The organism is Haloarcula sp. CBA1127 (genome assembly GCF_001485575.1).
Taxonomy (GTDB): Archaea; Halobacteriota; Halobacteria; order Halobacteriales; family Haloarculaceae; genus Haloarcula.
The window spans coordinates 1563492-1579950 of the sequence record NZ_BCNB01000006.1; the positions used below are offsets into that span (position 1 = coordinate 1563492).

The 16459-nt window shown below is 56.5% G+C and carries 18 protein-coding genes and 1 pseudogene; 13 read left to right on the forward strand and 6 right to left on the reverse strand.

What is annotated here, in order from left to right:
- Positions 1 to 17: 17 nt before the first annotated feature.
- Entirely contained in the window at positions 18 to 200 is a 183-nt protein-coding gene (locus AV059_RS12560) for a hypothetical protein (RefSeq protein ID WP_058994850.1), read from the forward strand.
- Here AV059_RS12560 and AV059_RS12565 read toward each other — a convergent pair.
- The 4 genes from AV059_RS12565 to AV059_RS22420 are packed head-to-tail and all read right to left on the reverse strand — an operon-like array spanning position 197 to position 3845.
- On the reverse strand, positions 197 to 1735 hold the full coding sequence (locus AV059_RS12565) for an alkaline phosphatase family protein (RefSeq protein ID WP_058994852.1): 1539 nt from the start codon (positions 1733 to 1735) through the stop codon (positions 197 to 199). The genes AV059_RS12560 and AV059_RS12565 overlap by 4 nt on opposite strands.
- A 32-nt stretch (positions 1736 to 1767) precedes the next feature.
- Positions 1768 to 2673 (reverse strand): polysaccharide deacetylase family protein, encoded by a 906-nt coding sequence (locus AV059_RS12570; protein ID WP_058994853.1) that lies wholly within the window; start codon positions 2671 to 2673, stop codon positions 1768 to 1770.
- Positions 2674 to 3216 carry a glycosyltransferase gene (locus AV059_RS12575; RefSeq protein ID WP_058994854.1) on the reverse strand — a complete coding sequence of 181 codons (543 nt, stop codon included), beginning with the start codon at positions 3214 to 3216 and terminating at the stop codon, positions 2674 to 2676.
- Positions 3186 to 3845, reverse strand: coding sequence for a hypothetical protein (locus AV059_RS22420; RefSeq protein WP_058994856.1), 660 nt, complete (start codon positions 3843 to 3845; stop codon positions 3186 to 3188). Before AV059_RS22420 ends, AV059_RS12575 begins: the two co-directional genes overlap by 31 nt.
- Before the next feature lie 163 nt (positions 3846 to 4008).
- Here AV059_RS22420 and AV059_RS23165 point away from each other — a divergent pair.
- From AV059_RS23165 to AV059_RS12590, 3 genes and pseudogenes are all read left to right on the forward strand, one after another.
- Positions 4009 to 4200 (forward strand): annotated as a pseudogene (locus AV059_RS23165) (sulfatase-like hydrolase/transferase); the annotation flags it as partial.
- 40 nt (positions 4201 to 4240) lie between these two features.
- Positions 4241 to 4453, forward strand: a complete 213-nt coding sequence (locus AV059_RS22795) for a hypothetical protein (protein WP_228841796.1) — start codon at positions 4241 to 4243, stop codon at positions 4451 to 4453.
- A 58-nt stretch (positions 4454 to 4511) separates the two neighbouring features.
- A complete protein-coding gene (locus AV059_RS12590) occupies positions 4512 to 5378 on the forward strand; it encodes a sulfatase-like hydrolase/transferase (protein WP_058994860.1) in 867 nt (288 codons plus the stop codon).
- A gap of 10 nt (positions 5379 to 5388) precedes the next feature.
- Here AV059_RS12590 and AV059_RS12595 read toward each other — a convergent pair whose 3' ends face one another.
- Together AV059_RS12595 and AV059_RS12600 are read right to left on the reverse strand one after the other, a co-directional pair.
- On the reverse strand, positions 5389 to 6495 hold the full coding sequence (locus AV059_RS12595) for a hypothetical protein (RefSeq protein WP_154021029.1): 1107 nt from the start codon (positions 6493 to 6495) through the stop codon (positions 5389 to 5391).
- A gap of 544 nt (positions 6496 to 7039) precedes the next feature.
- Positions 7040 to 8830, reverse strand: coding sequence for an ABC transporter ATP-binding protein (locus AV059_RS12600; protein ID WP_058994863.1), 1791 nt, complete (start codon positions 8828 to 8830; stop codon positions 7040 to 7042).
- 325 nt (positions 8831 to 9155) lie between these two features.
- Here AV059_RS12600 and neuB point away from each other — a divergent pair, with 325 nt between their 5' ends.
- From neuB to AV059_RS12645, 9 genes are all read left to right on the forward strand, one after another.
- On the forward strand, positions 9156 to 10184 hold the full coding sequence (gene neuB / locus AV059_RS12605) for an N-acetylneuraminate synthase (RefSeq protein WP_058994866.1): 1029 nt from the start codon (positions 9156 to 9158) through the stop codon (positions 10182 to 10184).
- 50 nt (positions 10185 to 10234) lie between these two features.
- The gene (locus AV059_RS12610) at positions 10235 to 11017 is read left to right on the forward strand and encodes a sugar phosphate isomerase/epimerase family protein (RefSeq protein ID WP_195156655.1); all 783 of its coding nucleotides are present in this window, start codon (positions 10235 to 10237) and stop codon (positions 11015 to 11017) included.
- On the forward strand, positions 11017 to 11796 hold the full coding sequence (locus AV059_RS12615) for a methionyl-tRNA formyltransferase (protein ID WP_058994870.1): 780 nt from the start codon (positions 11017 to 11019) through the stop codon (positions 11794 to 11796). Before AV059_RS12610 ends, AV059_RS12615 begins: the two co-directional genes overlap by 1 nt.
- The gene (locus tag AV059_RS12620) at positions 11793 to 12497 is read left to right on the forward strand and encodes a cytidylyltransferase domain-containing protein (RefSeq protein ID WP_058994871.1); all 705 of its coding nucleotides are present in this window, start codon (positions 11793 to 11795) and stop codon (positions 12495 to 12497) included. The genes AV059_RS12615 and AV059_RS12620 overlap by 4 nt, the downstream gene beginning before the upstream one ends.
- A 55-nt stretch (positions 12498 to 12552) precedes the next feature.
- Positions 12553 to 13635, forward strand: coding sequence for a DegT/DnrJ/EryC1/StrS aminotransferase family protein (locus tag AV059_RS12625; RefSeq protein WP_058994874.1), 1083 nt, complete (start codon positions 12553 to 12555; stop codon positions 13633 to 13635).
- A 50-nt stretch (positions 13636 to 13685) separates the two neighbouring features.
- Positions 13686 to 14717 carry an NAD(P)-dependent oxidoreductase gene (locus AV059_RS12630; protein WP_058994876.1) on the forward strand — a complete coding sequence of 344 codons (1032 nt, stop codon included), beginning with the start codon at positions 13686 to 13688 and terminating at the stop codon, positions 14715 to 14717.
- Between the two features lie 817 nt (positions 14718 to 15534).
- Positions 15535 to 15816, forward strand: coding sequence for a hypothetical protein (locus AV059_RS12635; RefSeq protein WP_154021030.1), 282 nt, complete (start codon positions 15535 to 15537; stop codon positions 15814 to 15816).
- On the forward strand, positions 15806 to 16099 hold the full coding sequence (locus tag AV059_RS12640) for a hypothetical protein (RefSeq protein WP_058994879.1): 294 nt from the start codon (positions 15806 to 15808) through the stop codon (positions 16097 to 16099). Before AV059_RS12635 ends, AV059_RS12640 begins: the two co-directional genes overlap by 11 nt.
- Positions 16100 to 16162: 63 nt before the next feature.
- A complete protein-coding gene (locus tag AV059_RS12645; protein ID WP_058994882.1) occupies positions 16163 to 16342 on the forward strand; it encodes a hypothetical protein in 180 nt (59 codons plus the stop codon).
- Positions 16343 to 16459: the final 117 nt, after the last annotated feature.

Genomic DNA, 16459 nt, shown 5'->3' on the forward strand with positions numbered 1-16459 from the left:
GGAGATATTGCACGAGTATGGAGATTGATCTCGATTCGGATCTTAGGGAGAAACTTTCCGCGCGTGCCGAAAGATACGGGTTCGACTCCGGCGAAGAATACGCTTCCACAATTCTCCATATCGTCATCAGCGAGTTGGAGGGTACTGAAGCCGAGGATGACGATCTCGAGGACAGGCTGGAAGATCTTGGATACCTCTAGTAGTCGTCAAGCGAGCGAGCGATTCGTCGAATTCGCCGGATTTCTGCATCACGTTCATTTGAGTCACGATACTCGATAGGGGTGTCTGCGATGGGGCTGTCTGCAGCGAACACATCAGACCTAACCGTTCCGTCCATCGCCGTCGGGATATCCTTTCCATATAGATGTAACAGCGTCGGTGCAAGGTCGAGAATCGACATCGGGTCCACAGCTTCCGAGGTGAAATCGGGACCACACGCTGCGAACAGGCCGCGGCGTTTGTTCTCTGCGCGCCATCCCTCATTTTCCGGATCGGTAAATATATTGTCGTTACCGATCCCACCGCGGATATGAACGCCTTCACGCTGGTCGATGATGATATCTGGCGCTTCGTTCTCATACAGCCCTGAGTAGTACTCCTCTTTGACCAGAACATCGTTACACACCTTTTCGCCGTTCGGGCCACGCACGGCAGTGAGTTGTTCGACGATATGCGACCGAACACGATCGTACTCCGATGTCGACGGGTCCAGCAAGAGATAGACGGGCCCTTGTCCACTCGCTAAGGCGACGCTTTCGTCCCAGTCCACCCGGTCGGTCTTTGCACCCTTGTGGACTTCGCCCTGCTCGTCCGGAACTTTTCGTTTGAGCCGCTCCGGAGCGAGTTTGAACGCGAGATTCCGAAGCCCGAGCGCGTCGACGAACTGCTCGACCCGGTTTGTCGTCAACCCAAGCCGATACATGAAATCGGAGACATCTCGCTTAAGCGTGAGGAACCCCTCCTGTTCAAGCCAGGCGTTAATGTTGAATACTGTCTCGATCTCCGTCGATCCGTGGTCGCTCATCAGAACCACGTTCCGGTCTCCTGAGCGGAGGTCGCCGATGTGCGCGTCGATTGCCCGCCAGGCCTCCAGAGTCGTCTCGTCGTCCCACAGAAAGTGGTGGAGCGTGTTGATGTAGAACGTCGTCACCTGCAGGAAATCGAGATCGCGTGTTTCGAGAAGGTGTTTTGCAACCTTGAACCGGCTGTCGATGCGATCGAGAATCTCGTCAACGGTAGCATCCGGCTTCGTCTCCATTCGATTCTTGGTGGTGACGGTGTAGTCGAATTTGTCCACAAGCTCCGCTTCTAGGGGCTCCGGTGTCGAGAAGCCGGTGTTCTCGCCGTCCGGCGCACCTGCCACCACGCACGCATTGTCGACGGACTTCGGTGGGTACGTTGTTGGGACGTTGACGACGCCAACCGACGCGTCCTCCGCGATGCGTTCCCAGTACTCGGTCTGCTCGTTCTTGCGATGGGACGGGTAGTAGACGCGTCGGTTGTCGGTGTCGATGTTCTCCCACCAGAAGATCCCGAACTTACCTGGGTTCTTCCCGGTGAGATACGCCTTCCAATTCGGGGATGTGACCGGCGGGAGAACGGAGCACAGGTCTGCAGCGGTACCGTCGTCGATAATGGAAGCGATGTTGGGAAGTTTACCATCTTCGATCCACGGACGGAGCAGCTCGAAGTGCGCACCGTCGAGACCGATGACGACTGTCTGTCGCTGGCTCATTACCGTGAATTCTTGAGAGGGGATTATCAACCCTACGACCGATCTGCGTGCACGGCGACGGCGTCAGCCATCGGACGGACGGGGACATCGATACGCTCCGCGTACTCCAGAACACGGCGCAGGTCTTCGAGTAGTGTGGGCGTGAAGTTATGCGGATGTGCCCAGAGGTGGATCACCTCGTCCCGGTCGTGGGCGCGTTCGAGCCCGCGGAGTGTCCGGGCGAGCCGGATGGGAGAATCCTCGAGAGGTCCCGGCGAGACATACGGGAAATACTGGGAAGCGGGAAGTTCCCATAACCCGGACGGATCCCGGACGGGCTGGACGGTCGGTGCCGGTCGTCTGGTGAGGTAGCGAGCGAAACGCCGGTAGCGCCCTGCAATCGCTTCGTCTCGCAGCCGACGTTCCGGGGACAGTCCGCGGAAGGCAGTGAAACCGGCGTCGGCCACGGTCCCGAGCATATCGATCTGGTTCTGCGGGAACACGAGCGAGCGGAGGTCAACGCCGAACGACGATGCAAGTTCGCGGCATCGCTCTAGTTCTGTTTCGAGCACCGCCTCGGTGCACCCACGCTGGTGACAGAGGACGTGTGAAAACGTGTGGGACCCGATCTCGTGATCGACTGGGGCGGAAACGATATTCTCGACAATGTCGCGTCCGTACCGCAGGGGATCGGCGGACTGTGACGTTCCCGGATCGGTGTCGAACCAGTCTCTTCGAGGCGGCTCGATATCCGCGTGCCGTCCGTCGCAGGCGTCTAGGAACAGGTGCCCGACGACTGCCCACGTCACCGGTGCATCGAAGGCGTCGAACAGGTCAAGTAGTGTATCGATGTTCGATCGTTCCTCCCGTCCGGCGGTGGAAAACTCCTTCTCAGCATCGATGCCGTGGAACCCCCACTGGAGTTCAGTGTCCAGTGAGATGACCAGTGAACCCGACATTCAAACCAGTTCCTCCACAGCTTCGACGACGCTCGTTTTGAATCGGTCTGGCCCGTAGTTCTCGTTCGGGTCGGGCAACGACGAGCGGAGGGATGCCTGAACGTCGGGGTTTTCAAGGATGGCTTCGGCAAGCGTTACGGCATCCTCGAGGGAGTCGTAAACCAGTGCGTCTTCGCCACCCAGAATCTCGGCAGGTCCCGCCCCCGACGGAACAAACGGAATCATGCCTGCGCCGACCATTTCGACGACGCTCATGCCGAACGGTTCTCGCTCCTTCCCGTGAATACCGTACCGATGGGTCGTCAGAAGTTCGACAAGCGTCGCTCGCTTTACCTCGCCCTCGAGGCTGACGAAGTCCCGTTCAGCCGCCGCGTCACAGACACTGTCGGCGTACGAGGAATCGCCGACTGTCCCGATGACGTGTAAGTGGGTGTCGAATCCGCGGTCGCGGAGTTCAGACACGATTTTGATGGTCCGAAGCGTCCGTTTCGATGGGCAGACGCGGCCGATTGTTACGAAACCGTTCTCTCTCGGCGGTCCCACTGAACGGGATCGAACTCGGAGAGAGTGACGGGTGGGTACACCGTCCGAATATCGACGTCGGGACCGTAGAACTCTCTGGTAAGCGATCGGGTCCAGTCAGAGTTCGTCAGCAACACGTCGTTACGAACGGAAAGCGGGTCGTGTCCGGCAAGAGTGGTACAGATCTGATTGTAGATGCGCCTGACGCTACTCGGCTCACTCTGGTTCGGATGCGATACCTGACGACCCGCGGCGAGCAACGCTAACCGTGGCGTGTGAACGTACTGGAGCGTCGGCTGCGGGAGCGAAACGTCGTCGCGGACGCTCACAAGGAGGTCGTACTCCGGTGCAATGGCACGGACGCGACGGATGAACAGGGACTTCGTCACTAGGTCGAAGTTATTTCCGCTCACGGTCCCGAGTAGATTTGTGACGCGACCTGGAACGGTCGCGTCGACGTCTATTTCCCGGTAGTTGAGGGTAAACTCGGTCCCGACCAGTTCCGTACTCAGCTCCCGTGTTCGAGGAGGAGTTGCAGTGATCAGCTCCACGTCGTGTTCGGTACGGAGGGCATCAACGATGGTAAGACAGACTGCTTCCGCACCACCGAAGGCAGTGAGACGAGGATAGATAACGCCGATAGAAGCCATACGTGAGCGATTCGTAGGCTAGCGGCTATTGTGAATCTACTGGTCCGACGGACGTAGAGTCGGCGTAGCATCGGTGAACAGTGACGGACACAGGCCGGCGCTGGAGCGTGACTCGCCCAAACGATTCGGTTAAGTGAGTTTGTGAAAGTTATCAGAGCAAGCAATGGACGTCATTCTGTCCGTCGTCGATTCGTTGCGGGCGGATCACGTCTCCGCCTACGGATACGATCGCGCCACGACTCCGAACCTTGATAATCTCGCCGAAGAAGGGCGGCTGTTTACTCAGTGTTTCAGCCCGTCCACGTGGACTCGTCCGGTCGCTTCGTCTCTTTTGACGGGCCGTTATCCGCCGGCACACGGTGTCGAAACACGTTCTGACAGCATACCGGAGGGGTGTGCTTTCGGAAGCGTTCGCCTCAGCTGGCTTCAAGACGCTCTGCGTCACCTCGATGGGCAACGTCTCGTCCGCGACAGGCTTCGACCGCGGGTTCGACGACGTAATCGAGGTGTACAAACACCCCGAAGTACTCGAGCGACGGACCACGACGACGGCTGACCGTGAACTTCTCGACACCGACCAGGATATATTCGCGTATCCGAGGACCTGAACAGTTATCTCTTCGAATGGTTCGGAGAACACGAGCACGAGGATACGTTCGTCCTCATATGGTCGATCGACCCTCACTCCCCTACGACCCACCGGACGGGTTCTCGCAGTTCTCCGGGGAGTTCGACGGCGACGATTCGTTCGGCAGGGATCAGGACACCGTGAACCAGGCGACTACGCCCCGTGAGTTTCGACGGCTGGAAAATCTCTACGACGATTGCATCAACTATTGGGACGACATGCTGGGGGAGTTACGCTCCTACCTGCAATCGAACCGACGGGCCGACGATTCTATCGTCGCGGTCGTCGGTGACCACGGCGAGGCGTTCGGTGAACGCGTACTGTTCCGGAATCCGGCGCGAGGACACAACACTATCCCGCATGACGAACAGACCCACGTTCCGTTCGTTCTCAAAACCCCGTCAACGGATGGTGGTGTTCACGACGAGATCGTGTCGCTGATCGACGTTCCATATACGCTTCTTCGAGCAGCAGACGCCGATCCCGAATTCCTCAGCGGACAAGGATCGGTTGTTTGGGAGCCGGGAGTCGTGTCTGGACACGAGTTCGTGTTCAGTAGAACCCAGAGTCGACGGCGCGGGCCAGCTTTCACCAGCGTCCGTTCTACGGACAGGAAGCTCATTTCTGTCGATCCCCCAGACTGGTCCTTCGAGAACCTCAAAAACCATCTGCGAGAGATGGTCGGATATAGACTCCTTGTTGACGATGAGATGCTCTATCACGTCGACAAAGACCCACGCGAGACGGAGAACAGGATCAATGAGGACACCGAAATTGCCAGCGAATTGCGGGGAGAACTCGACTTATCGTACGAGGAGTGCCGCCAGTTGCGGTCCGACCAGTCGAACGAGTTCCAGAACGGAGTAGAAACGGAACAGCTAGAGGCGCTTGGATACCAGATGTGAGAGGCGGTGCCTACCGTAGCACCGGTTCGTCGGCGAGGATTTTCCGAACAATGAAATCGAAGTTCTCGTTCCCTGGCTTGACCTCATCATGTTCCACTTTGAAATACTCGTTGTCGCCTGCGGACCGCGTCCTGAAGAACGGAAAGTCGATGTGCTTCCGTTCGAAGTAGACGTGTACGTACCGCTTCGCGCGTGCAACCATTTCTTCACCCATCTCCAGATTGCGAATGTCGCGTAGCAATCCGAAGTACTCGGCCTCCGTTTCCGGATCGAACGTGAAACCGAGATCGCGGTAATGGGTGTCCCCGGCGACGATAGTTGGGACACCTTCGTACGCCATCTCAAGGCCAACGGTAGAGTTGTATACGACCCCTGCGTCCAGATCACGAATGAGTGCGTACGTATCGATGTCGGTATCCGGTGATAAGATTTCGAGATTGTCGGGGAGTGGGTCGTGGCCGTCACGGATCCGTCCTTCAACTGACTCGTCTGTACCGAACTTCGCCTCGGCGGGGTGGGTCTTCAAGACGAACTGCACGTCATCGACACTCGACACGTGTTCGACTGTGTCATCTATCCAATCGAGTACGTCGGGGAAAACGAGTTCCTCGACTTCGAGAGAGGCGTCCCAGATCAGGTTCGTGAATATGCCGACCGTACAGTCAGCAGACGAGTCGAACGAGTTGTTGGTTCGAGCGGAGTAGTTGATCCTGACGTCAGAGCCTTCGGTTCTGGCAGCCATGATTTCTTCGACGCGGCGCTCCTCGCTAGCAGAGAGGGGTTCCGCTAACTCCGTCTGGAGCGTATCATGATCAGTAAAAAATGGTAATGAGGAGCGGTTTCCTGCGTCACCGAACAGGATAGTCCCCTCGCGGCGACCGACATCGTGACTGTACGACGTTACGCCGTGTTTCTGGGCGACTGCGAGATGGATCCCGCCGTGAACGTAGCGGTCGTCGTGTGCGAGAACAGCGTCGAACGGGTATTGCTCGAACAGCGCCTCGCACATGTCAACAAGGATAACCGCACTTCGGAGGAACCTGAGGTACGTTTCACGATGGTAGCTGTCCTCGAAGTCGACCGAGTGTCGCAAGAGGAAACGGCGAGTGGATGACATCGCGTAATCAGCGACGGAAATTCCGCGATAAGTTTGGAGCGTTGTATCTACCTCCGGTGGACTGTACGTTTCACTGAGCAGCGACTCGATGGGGATGCCCTCGAGTCCGAACGCTGAAAGGAGTGACTGACCGGCGTAGTTACACACGTCACAGACCGCCTTCCCATCCTTCTCGCATGTCTTCCGTTGACAAAGATCGAGATCGGCGTGGCAAAGAGGAATAATCGGAGTGTAGCCCCGCGTCCGAAAGGCGTGTGCGAGAATACAGTATCGGAAGGAATTCAGCCCATCTTGCCCGCGCGTGAGGGGAATGAGGACGTACCCCTCATCTGTAGGCTCCGAATACGACTTTATACTTTCGTCCGTCAGATCCGCAAAGTCGTACTTCTGAGTAAAGTGATTCTCTAGCCGGATTGCGGCCGATCCGAGACCGGCCCTAGAGAGAGTCTGATAGATCTGCCACTTCGAGAGCATAGGGATGCTCAAGTCGGTGGAATTTAAAAACGCTTGGAATAACGCCAGTGCGGTTTCTTGACGAGGTGAATCAGGGCGACCGGATTTGCGTTCGATACATCGAGGCGTACATTCCATCCTGCTCAAGTAACTCGTCGTGGGGGCCCACTTCCCGGACCCCGCCATCGTCTACAACGTAAATCCGGTCCGCATCCGTGATCGTCGAGAGACGGTGCGCGATGACGACGAGCATGACGTCATCGCGACGCTCGATGCGTTCGTGTATTTCCTCTTCGAGGTGCGAGTCCAGATCACTCGTCGCCTCGTCGAGAACCAGAATTTCCGCGTCCTTGAGCACGGCTCTCGCGATGGAAATTCGCTGTCGCTGGCCACCCGAGAGTCGGACCCCGTCGTCACCGAGCACGGTGTCGAATCCGTTCGGTAGTTCGTCGAGGAACTCCGTCACCTGCGCCGCTCGACAGGCCGCTTCGACCTCCTCCTTGGTCGCATCCCTGTCAGCGACGGTCACATTTTTCCAGAGCGTATCGTTGAAAATGTACGGTTGCTGGCGGACAACCGAGAGCCGCTGGCGCCACTCGTCAAGTTTGTAGGTCTCGATTGGTACGTCGTTGGCCGTGATGGTCCCTGTGTCGGGGTCGTAGAAACGAGCGAGAAGCGAGACGATGGTCGACTTCCCGGCCCCGGAGCCACCGGCGAACGCGACGAATTCGCCTTGCTCGATCGCGAAGGAAATATCGTCCAGTACGGTTTCATCTTGATATGCAAAGGTGACATCGCGGAAGGAAACGCTTTCGAGCTGATCGGGGCATGGGTCCCCGTCGGAACCCGGTTCCTTCCGGTCCGCTAGTTCGTCGACGAACGTCTGGGTCCGAATGAGGTGTGGCAGGTGTCCTTCGATCTGGTAGAACTGGTTGTTGATTGTACTAACTCGGGGTGCGAGTCGGAAGACTGCGAACAAGAGCAGTCCCAGTCCACCGAACGAAAGAGTAGAATACTCGAGGAACGCGTACAGCGAAGCGAAGATTGTGACGGCTATGGTGAACTGATAGAAGTGATCGATCGCAGACCGGTTCCGATATAGTTGGATCGTCGAATCGGTATACTTCTGAACCGATTCAAGGAAGTCGTCCATTAGTTCGTCCGAGAGCGCAAAGAGTTTCACGTCGCGGATGCCCTGCGTCCCGGCCTGAACGACCGTCTGTATCTCGTGATTCGCGTCGGCGACCCGATCACCGACGGAGTAGCCGGACTCGACCATTTTCCGCGCGAAATAGAAGAGGCCACCGAGGAAAACGGCTGCCACGATCAGGAACTTCGGTGCCAAATAGACCACTATCGCCACGTAAATCAAACTCATAAACGCTTGTTTGAGGATCTCGACGAGCCACTGGATCATTTGACCAGCATACTCGGCTTGCGTCACTATCGTATTGAGGATGTCGTCGGAACCCTTTTCATCGAAGTACGCAATCTCGGTATCGAGTGCCCGGTTGAAGGCCGTTGTCTGCAGGTGACGGACGTAATCTGTTCGGAGATAGGCCTTCAACCAGTCGACGACAAAACTGGACCCGTACCGAACACCCATGACGGTGATAACACCGACGATGATGTACTCGAGTGAGAACGGAATTCCTAGAACGTCGTAGAGCGTAACGAACGCCTCAACGAATTGGCTCTGGTCGGACGAAGACGTTTGCCCTCGGGTGACCTCAATGATGGGAAGAATGAAACTGAGACCGATACCCTCCAGCACGGCGGCTACCAGACTCATCCCAAGAATGGCGAGTGTCGTCAGCGGCCGATGACGAGCGACGTGTTCGAGCGCAGCTAGCTTCTCCCGCTGCGAGGCTTCGTTGTTCATTTGTTTAGGAAAGCAGAGTTCAATCGGCGGTGGACCCTCTACCAATAAAAACGATCCGATCCGCTAGCCGTCGCCCCCGGGATATGGCATCTTGCCGTGGGTATAGTCCGCAAGCACGTCGGCAGACACGATCATAGCCAGGTGTGGTACGTGATTCGATCGGAATCGAATGTGTTTGGCCGCGATTGTCCCATTCTACCAGCGCTGGCGCCGCCTCGTTCGATCACAGATCTACCAACGCTCACCCACGACCGGGGAAGCATGGGGGAGACAGTGGTCGCCATACGTCGATATATTCTTATCCGATGGTGAGTTGTACTCATTCATGACTGCAGACACTGGTTTGGAACCCCACTGCAAAGTTATCGCGGAGGCGGGTGTGAACCACAACGGCGATATCGAGATAGCGAAAGACCTTGTGGACGCAGCCGCTTCCGCCGGTGCTGACGCGGTCAAATTTCAGACCTTCCAGCCGAAAGAAGTCGCGACAGCTCAGACGGAGCAGGCCGACTATCAGAAGGAACGGGATGCCAGCACAAACCAGTACGAAATGCTGGACAACGTAAAACTGCGAGAAGAAGATCACGACGTCCTGATGGAATATTGCCAGGAAGTTGGGATCGAATTCATGTCTACGCCGTACGACCCGGAGAGCGTAGAAATTCTTGAATCCACCGGCGTTGATCGGTATAAAGTCGCCTCGGCCGACATCGTGAATAAACCCCTCTTGAGCGCGATCGCAGAAACAGGAAAGCCCGTCATCCTCTCCACGGGGATGGCAAACCTTGGTGAAATTGAACGCGCAGTCGAGTTCCTCCGGTCTCGAAATTGCGAGGACGTCACTCTCTTGCACTGCGTTTCATCGTATCCAGCTAAGGCCACCCAGCTCAATATGCGATTTATCGAGACTCTCGCAACGGCGTTCCCCGGGCAGGTCGGGTTTTCGGACCATACGAGGGGGGTCGTGGCTCCAGTCTTGGCGATGGGATACGGAGCCTCTGTGATTGAAAAGCACTTCACTCTAGACCGGGGGATGGAGGGGCCGGACCACTACGCGTCGTTAGAACCCGATGAACTCTCGCAGATGGTGGACAACGTGCGATTCGCAGAGAAGGCGATCGGAAGTACTCGTCGGTTGATCTCCACAGTGGAACGGAACAACAAACACTCCATGCGCCGGAGCTTACACGCCAGTCGCGATATCGAATCTGGTGCGGCTATCTCTCCCGACGACTTGTTGATCGTCCGCCCAGACGAAGGAATAGATCCGTGGAATTACGACGATGTCGTCGGTAAGTCTACCACGCAGGAGATCCCCAAGCATGCACCGGTTACGTGGGACCACATCGCATGATATGTGCATCAACGCAATGTCTTCCAGACACCGGGATGGAGGAGACACTAATGGCGTACTCTCGGGCCGACATCGAAAACGTCGAACTCGGCTACTGCAGCGAAAAGGATGTAGATGTCTCGGCGCTAGTTGAGGAGTATTCGTTCAATTTCGTTGCCCACAATTACTTTCTCCCCGTTCAGGACGAGTTCATCCTGAACCTCGCATCGCCGGACGAGTCCCTGCGACGACAAAGCGTCGACTACGTCAAGGACGCGATCACCTTCTGCGAGAAGCACGATATACCGCGGTACACGTTCCACGGCGGGTTCAGAGTCGACCCGGATCTGTCCCTGACATTCCCTAAGCAGTCGCCACCCGACTACGAAACGTGCTTCGAACGGTTTCTTTCGTCACTGCGGTCTGTAATTGACCATGCGACGTCGACCGACGTGTCGATCTCGATCGAGAACAACGTCGTCACCACGGAGAACGTGGTCGGAGGAGACCCCCTCCTCATGTTTTGTCGACCTGACGAGTTCAGTCGTTTATTCGAGGAGGTAGACCCATCTGACTGCGGCGTTTTACTCGACACTGGCCATCTGAACGTGTCCTCACAGACCTTTGATTACCATAAGTCAAGAGTCGTACAAGAAGTAGCAGACTATCTCGATTGTCTCCATCTGCATACAAATAACGGACGCGTTGACCAACACGACGCGGTCAATCCAACCGACGACGACATACCCGTGTCGTCGATGTCAGGGCTGACTCGGGTAGTCGAATCACATCACGGGAACGCAAGAGACTTAAAACAACTGTTGGTACGCTTAGGCGCTAAGAGTGAACGGTGATGATTGACACGAAAATTCTGTTGGCGACGTTCTATCGGTCTGGGATTCTAGCGATCAGGCAGTTGTTGAATAGTGGCTTCGAAAAAGAGCAACTTCGCGTCCTGACCTACGATATTGAGCGGAACGAAGAACTACTGGAGTTTCTCGAAAAGAAGGATATATCGTATAAGACCGACGACATTTCCGACCCCGATACAGAGTCGTGGATCGAGGCCTTCAACCCAGACCTCATCTTTTCCCTCTACTATCGAGATAAGATTCCGAGCCGTATTCTCGATATTCCACAGTACGGTGGTGTGAATCTCCACCCATCGTTGCTCCCGCAGTACGCCGGTGTGCTGTCGGTGCCGTGGGCGATGGTCGAAGGTGAATCGCGTACCGGCTACACGTACCACTACATGACAGACGAAATTGACACTGGGCCGATACTCAAGCAGGAAGAGGTCTCCATCGGGCCTACCGATACCGCTTATTCGCTCTACCACCGACTCATCCACGCCGGAATGAGCAACTTCCTGCCAGTACTCGAATTAATCGTGGAAGAAGAGTACAGCGGCCGACCACAGACGGGGGTCGGCACGTATCACGGGCGAGGCGACCTTCCAAACGACGGAGTTATTAACCATCAGTGGTCTGACGATGAAATCGATCGATTCATCCGGGCGATGTACTACCCACCGTTTCGACCCGCAGTAGCCGAATTCGGCGGTCAGGAATTCGAAATAACGTCGATGGCGGAGTACCGTCGTCTCCGACGTCGACACGGTATCAAGCAATGACGTGTGACGTATTCGCCGTAATTCCGGCGCGTGGGGGGTCAAAGCGGATACCGAAAAAGAACATCAAGGAAGTGGCTGGAAAACCCCTCATCGCCCACACGGTGGAGCAGGCGAACGAAGCGACAACGATAGACAGAGTGATTGTCTCGACTGACGACGAGGAGATAGCCTCAGTAGCACGCGAGTACGGCGGGGAAATCCCTTTTATAAGGCCGGCCAGACTAGCAACGGATGAGACACCGGGGCCACCGGTCATCCAACACGCGCTCGACTGGATCGAAAAACAACAGGAACCGCCGACCGTGGTTGTAAAGTTGCAAGCTACTTCTCCACTCCGTCGAGTAGATGACATCGACCAGGCAGTACGGAAGCTGCAAAACGACGAGGCTGCGAAGTCGGTCATCTCCGTGACTGAGTTTGAGCAACCACCATTCTGGGCAGTGGAACCTGACGATGACGGGTACCTGCATACGTACTTCGATAGGGACGTCCTTTGGACTGACGACATTCCACGTAGCCAGGACCTTCCAGCTTTGCGCTGCCCGAACGGGGCCATCTTTGCCGCGCGGAGGAACGCTTTTATTGAACACGAATCATTCTATACCGATGCCACGGTCCCATTCGAAATGCCAAGAGACCGATCAATTGATATTGACGAACCGATAGACCTAGAGATAGTCAGGACTCTTGCAGAGAAATGAAATGCAACGCGTATAGTTTAAGAATGTACGATCACTGGCACGCTACTACTTATACATGATTCCGCTTGCAGAACCGACATTTGGGGACGCGGAGCGTTCCCGAGTGGTTGACGCACTCGAACGCGGGTGGATTTCCCCGAAGGGCGAGTACGTCACGGAGTTCGAAGATGTATTCGGGGATTGGGTCGGGACCGAACACGCTTTCGCTACCTCGACCGGAACCGCTGCACTCCACCTTTCACTCCTGGCTGCCGGGATCGGCGAGGGAGACGAGGTAATCGTCCCGGACCTGACGTGGATCGCCTGTGCGAACGTGGTGTCCTACGTCGGTGCAACGCCGGTGTTCGCGGATGTCGACCCGGACACATACACACTTGACCCCGCTAGCGTCCGTGAGCGTCTCACCGAAGACACCAAGGCGGTGATGCCGGTCCATCTCTACGGACAGCCCTGCGAGATGACGCCGATTCAACGGCTCGCAGACGAGCATGACCTCTTGGTCCTCGAGGACGCTGCCGAGGCACACGGCGCGACGTATCGTGGTCGACGTGTGGGGAGCGTCGGCGACGTCGGCTGTTTCAGCTTTTACGGGAATAAGATCCTCACCACCGGTCAGGGTGGGATGATAACGACGGACGACGACGAACTTGCAGAGCGAATACGCCTGCTCCGGCGGGACGGTATGTCGAGAGACAAGAAATACTACCACTTGGAGATCGGGTACAACTATCGACTGACGAACATACAGGCCGCGATCGGCGTTGGGCAGGTTGAGCGTGCCGACGCGATCCTTGAGAACAAACGCCGCGTTGCCGAGACATATCGCCGCGAGTTGACGACGCAGGACGTTCGCTTCCAGGCGACACCCGACTGGGGAGAGTCAGCCCACTGGATGGTCTCCCCGGTGTTTCGAACGACCGGACAGTTCGAGCGGGTGCGGAACGCACTCGCTGCTGCCGACGTAGAGACGCGGCCATTTTTCTACCCACTTCACGAGCAACCGCCCTACGCCGGGAGTGGAAGCGATTGCCCCGTGACGGAACGACTCCACGAGCGTGGGATGAATCTGCCGTCCGCTCCGAATCTTAATGATCAGATTATAATCGAGATATGTGACGTTATCCGCGATGCCCTCTGATCTCGGCATCGAGGCGAGAAGGTTATAATCCCCGAAAAAAACTACCCTGTATGGTTACCGAACTCCAGAACGAGCGGGTGCTGGTTACTGGGGGCGCCGGCTTCATTGGTTCCGCTCTCGTCAAGCGACTGCTCGAGAACGACAACCACGTCACCGTCTTGGACAACTTCGTGACGGGCGCTCTAGATAACTTACAAAATATCGTCAACCGAATCGAAGGAGAACGAGCCGACTTGGCGGACCACATCGACCTCGTCAGTGGCGACATCCTGCGGTCGGATCTGGCCGATTTGCTGGAGTCGAACGAGATCGACTACGTGTTCCACCTCGCTGCAGAACCATACATCCCGAGTTGCTATGACCGACCCACAGACTTCTTTTCGGTCAACGCGAACGGGACGCTCAAACTGCTGCTCGCGTGCCGGGACGCTGGCGTTGAGCGCATCCTTACCTACTCGTCGTCGGAAGTGTACGGGACTGCACAGGAAGTCCCGATGAGCGAGTCCCACCGTACGTATCCGCAGTCAACCTATGCAGTCAGTAAACTCGCGGCCGACCGCCTCTGCTTTACGCTCTTCCATGAACAGGACGTCCCGGTCGTCATCCTCCGTCAGTTTAATTGCTACGGACCGCGCGAAACTCATCCCTACATAGTTCCCGAATTGATCGCACAGCTATCGACGGATAATCAGCTGTCGCTGGGGAACATCGAGGCGAGTCGTGACCTCACGTACGTCGAAGACGCAGTCCGCGGCGCCTCGAAGCTCATCAACTGTCCCGACGCGGAAGGAGAAGTCGTGAATCTCGGCTTCGGTGAGGACTACACTGTCGAGGAGCTTGCGCACATAATCGCAGAAGAAATGGGGCACGCCGAAGTGAGCATCGAGGTCGAACAGTCGCGGTTCCGACCGCTGGATGTCCAGCAGCTTCACTGTGATTATTCTAAGGCATCGAACCTGATCGATTACGAACCACAGGTTGACATTCGTGAGGGGATACGGCGAACCATCGATTGGTACCGGGAAAACGGTGAATGGGTGTGGGAGCGGTCCCTGAAAGATCAGCTCTGGCCCGAAAACTAACCCGTTTGACTCGTTCCGATTGTTGAGTCGGTATTCGGTGAAAGTATACCAGCACCAACTGAGACCTGTTCTGTGGTGACGACTGTGTGCTATATCGGGACGAGAGACGAGCAACAAACGGTGGGGACGCGTGCCCAAACCGGCCGGCTGTGCGCACTTCCGGCGGACGCGGACCACTGTGCGTTTTCAGGAAGTGTAGATGTAAACCACTCGCCACAGCAGGATCATAACCACGAGTTTGTAGTTGACCCCCGTTTTACCGTCTCACTGACTAAGTCTCGGATCCTGATTTGTCGGGTTCCAGAGGGTTGAGGTCTATCTCGAACAGTTGCTCGTGGATAGTCGCCGACAATCTTGGAATGTTGCGAGAACACGCCTCACGCAGATTGTCGGAACTGAGTGACAGGGGTACGTGAGTAAACTCGAGGATGGCCAGTACGGACTCAGTGAGACCGGGCAATCGTTCCTGACCGACCACTCATATTCCCAGTGAGCAACGACGCGACAGTCTCACAGACAGCTCCACACCTGCTAAGTGCAAACCGACACGGTCTGTATAAACTTTCTCAGTGCTCACCGACACCGTTCTGCCACGCCAACGCAGTCACCTGCTCACGGCCGACTGGCGGCCAGTGACAGCCATCCACGACAACCGCAGAGTCCACACACGCCGCGGGCCCACCGATGTAGTCGTCGAGAGTCCATTGCCATACACCGAGCGGTTACCCCCACCTTTGCCTACGACACCGACTGACATGCGCTCACCTGCACCAAGTGTGACGCACTCTACGATTCGGCGCGGGCGGACATGTTGGATGTGGTTGAGTGTCACGACACGCTGGCAGCGATCGACCGCGCTAACATTCCGGTCTGTGACGTGGATGTCGCACGGTCCACGGCTGAGCGTGAGCAGACCGAGTATTCCCACCAGCAATTGCTGTCCCTGCAGGCCGTATACGACGCGTGGTCAATGAAGTATGAGTCCACGATGTACGATATTGTGTATGACTCGGTGATCCGGCTCCGGGAGTATTTCGGTATTAGCGATACAGGCGTCAACGAGTTGCTTGACCGCGGCTTGACCAAACGTGACGGATAAAGCCCACTTGCTCTATACTGTCACCAGTGTCGGTCAGTCGCTGTTGAATGAGTCGTACTGCGTCGGCGTCGATTACGGACACGGCGTGGGTAACCTAGAAGAGACCAGCGAGCACCACATGCGGGTCGAGACGTTGGCCCGGTATTTAGAACACGCTTACGTTGACGACGCCGAGTCACCGGTCGTCGAGGTGTCCCGCTACTACGAACCCGGCCAAGGGAATCACCACATCCCCCGGCCGAGACGACCATGGGCGGAACGGACGATCCGGAGCAGGCTGTAACCGGACCGACCAGCGTCGATCCAATGACATCGGATCGACGCCGAGGGTGAGATCGTCATCGTCGTGGAAGCCGAGCATCTGAACAGCGATGTCGCCGAGGCAGTCGTCGCAGATTTCGATAAGATGGCTGCCTGTGACCCCGCGGAGGCAATCTGGGTTGTCCCGTCACATTCTGCTGCGACTCGTGTTGTCGAGGCACTGACCGATCCTCCTGAAGGCACCCTTCGGGTCAAGAGGACGTAATCCCAGAACACCCCAAGCATTGACGGACCGGGCTCTCACAGACAATGATATTCAGCACACTTCGGGATCGACTGCTCGAGCGGTCACACTCCGAATCACCGTCATCATAACCGTAAA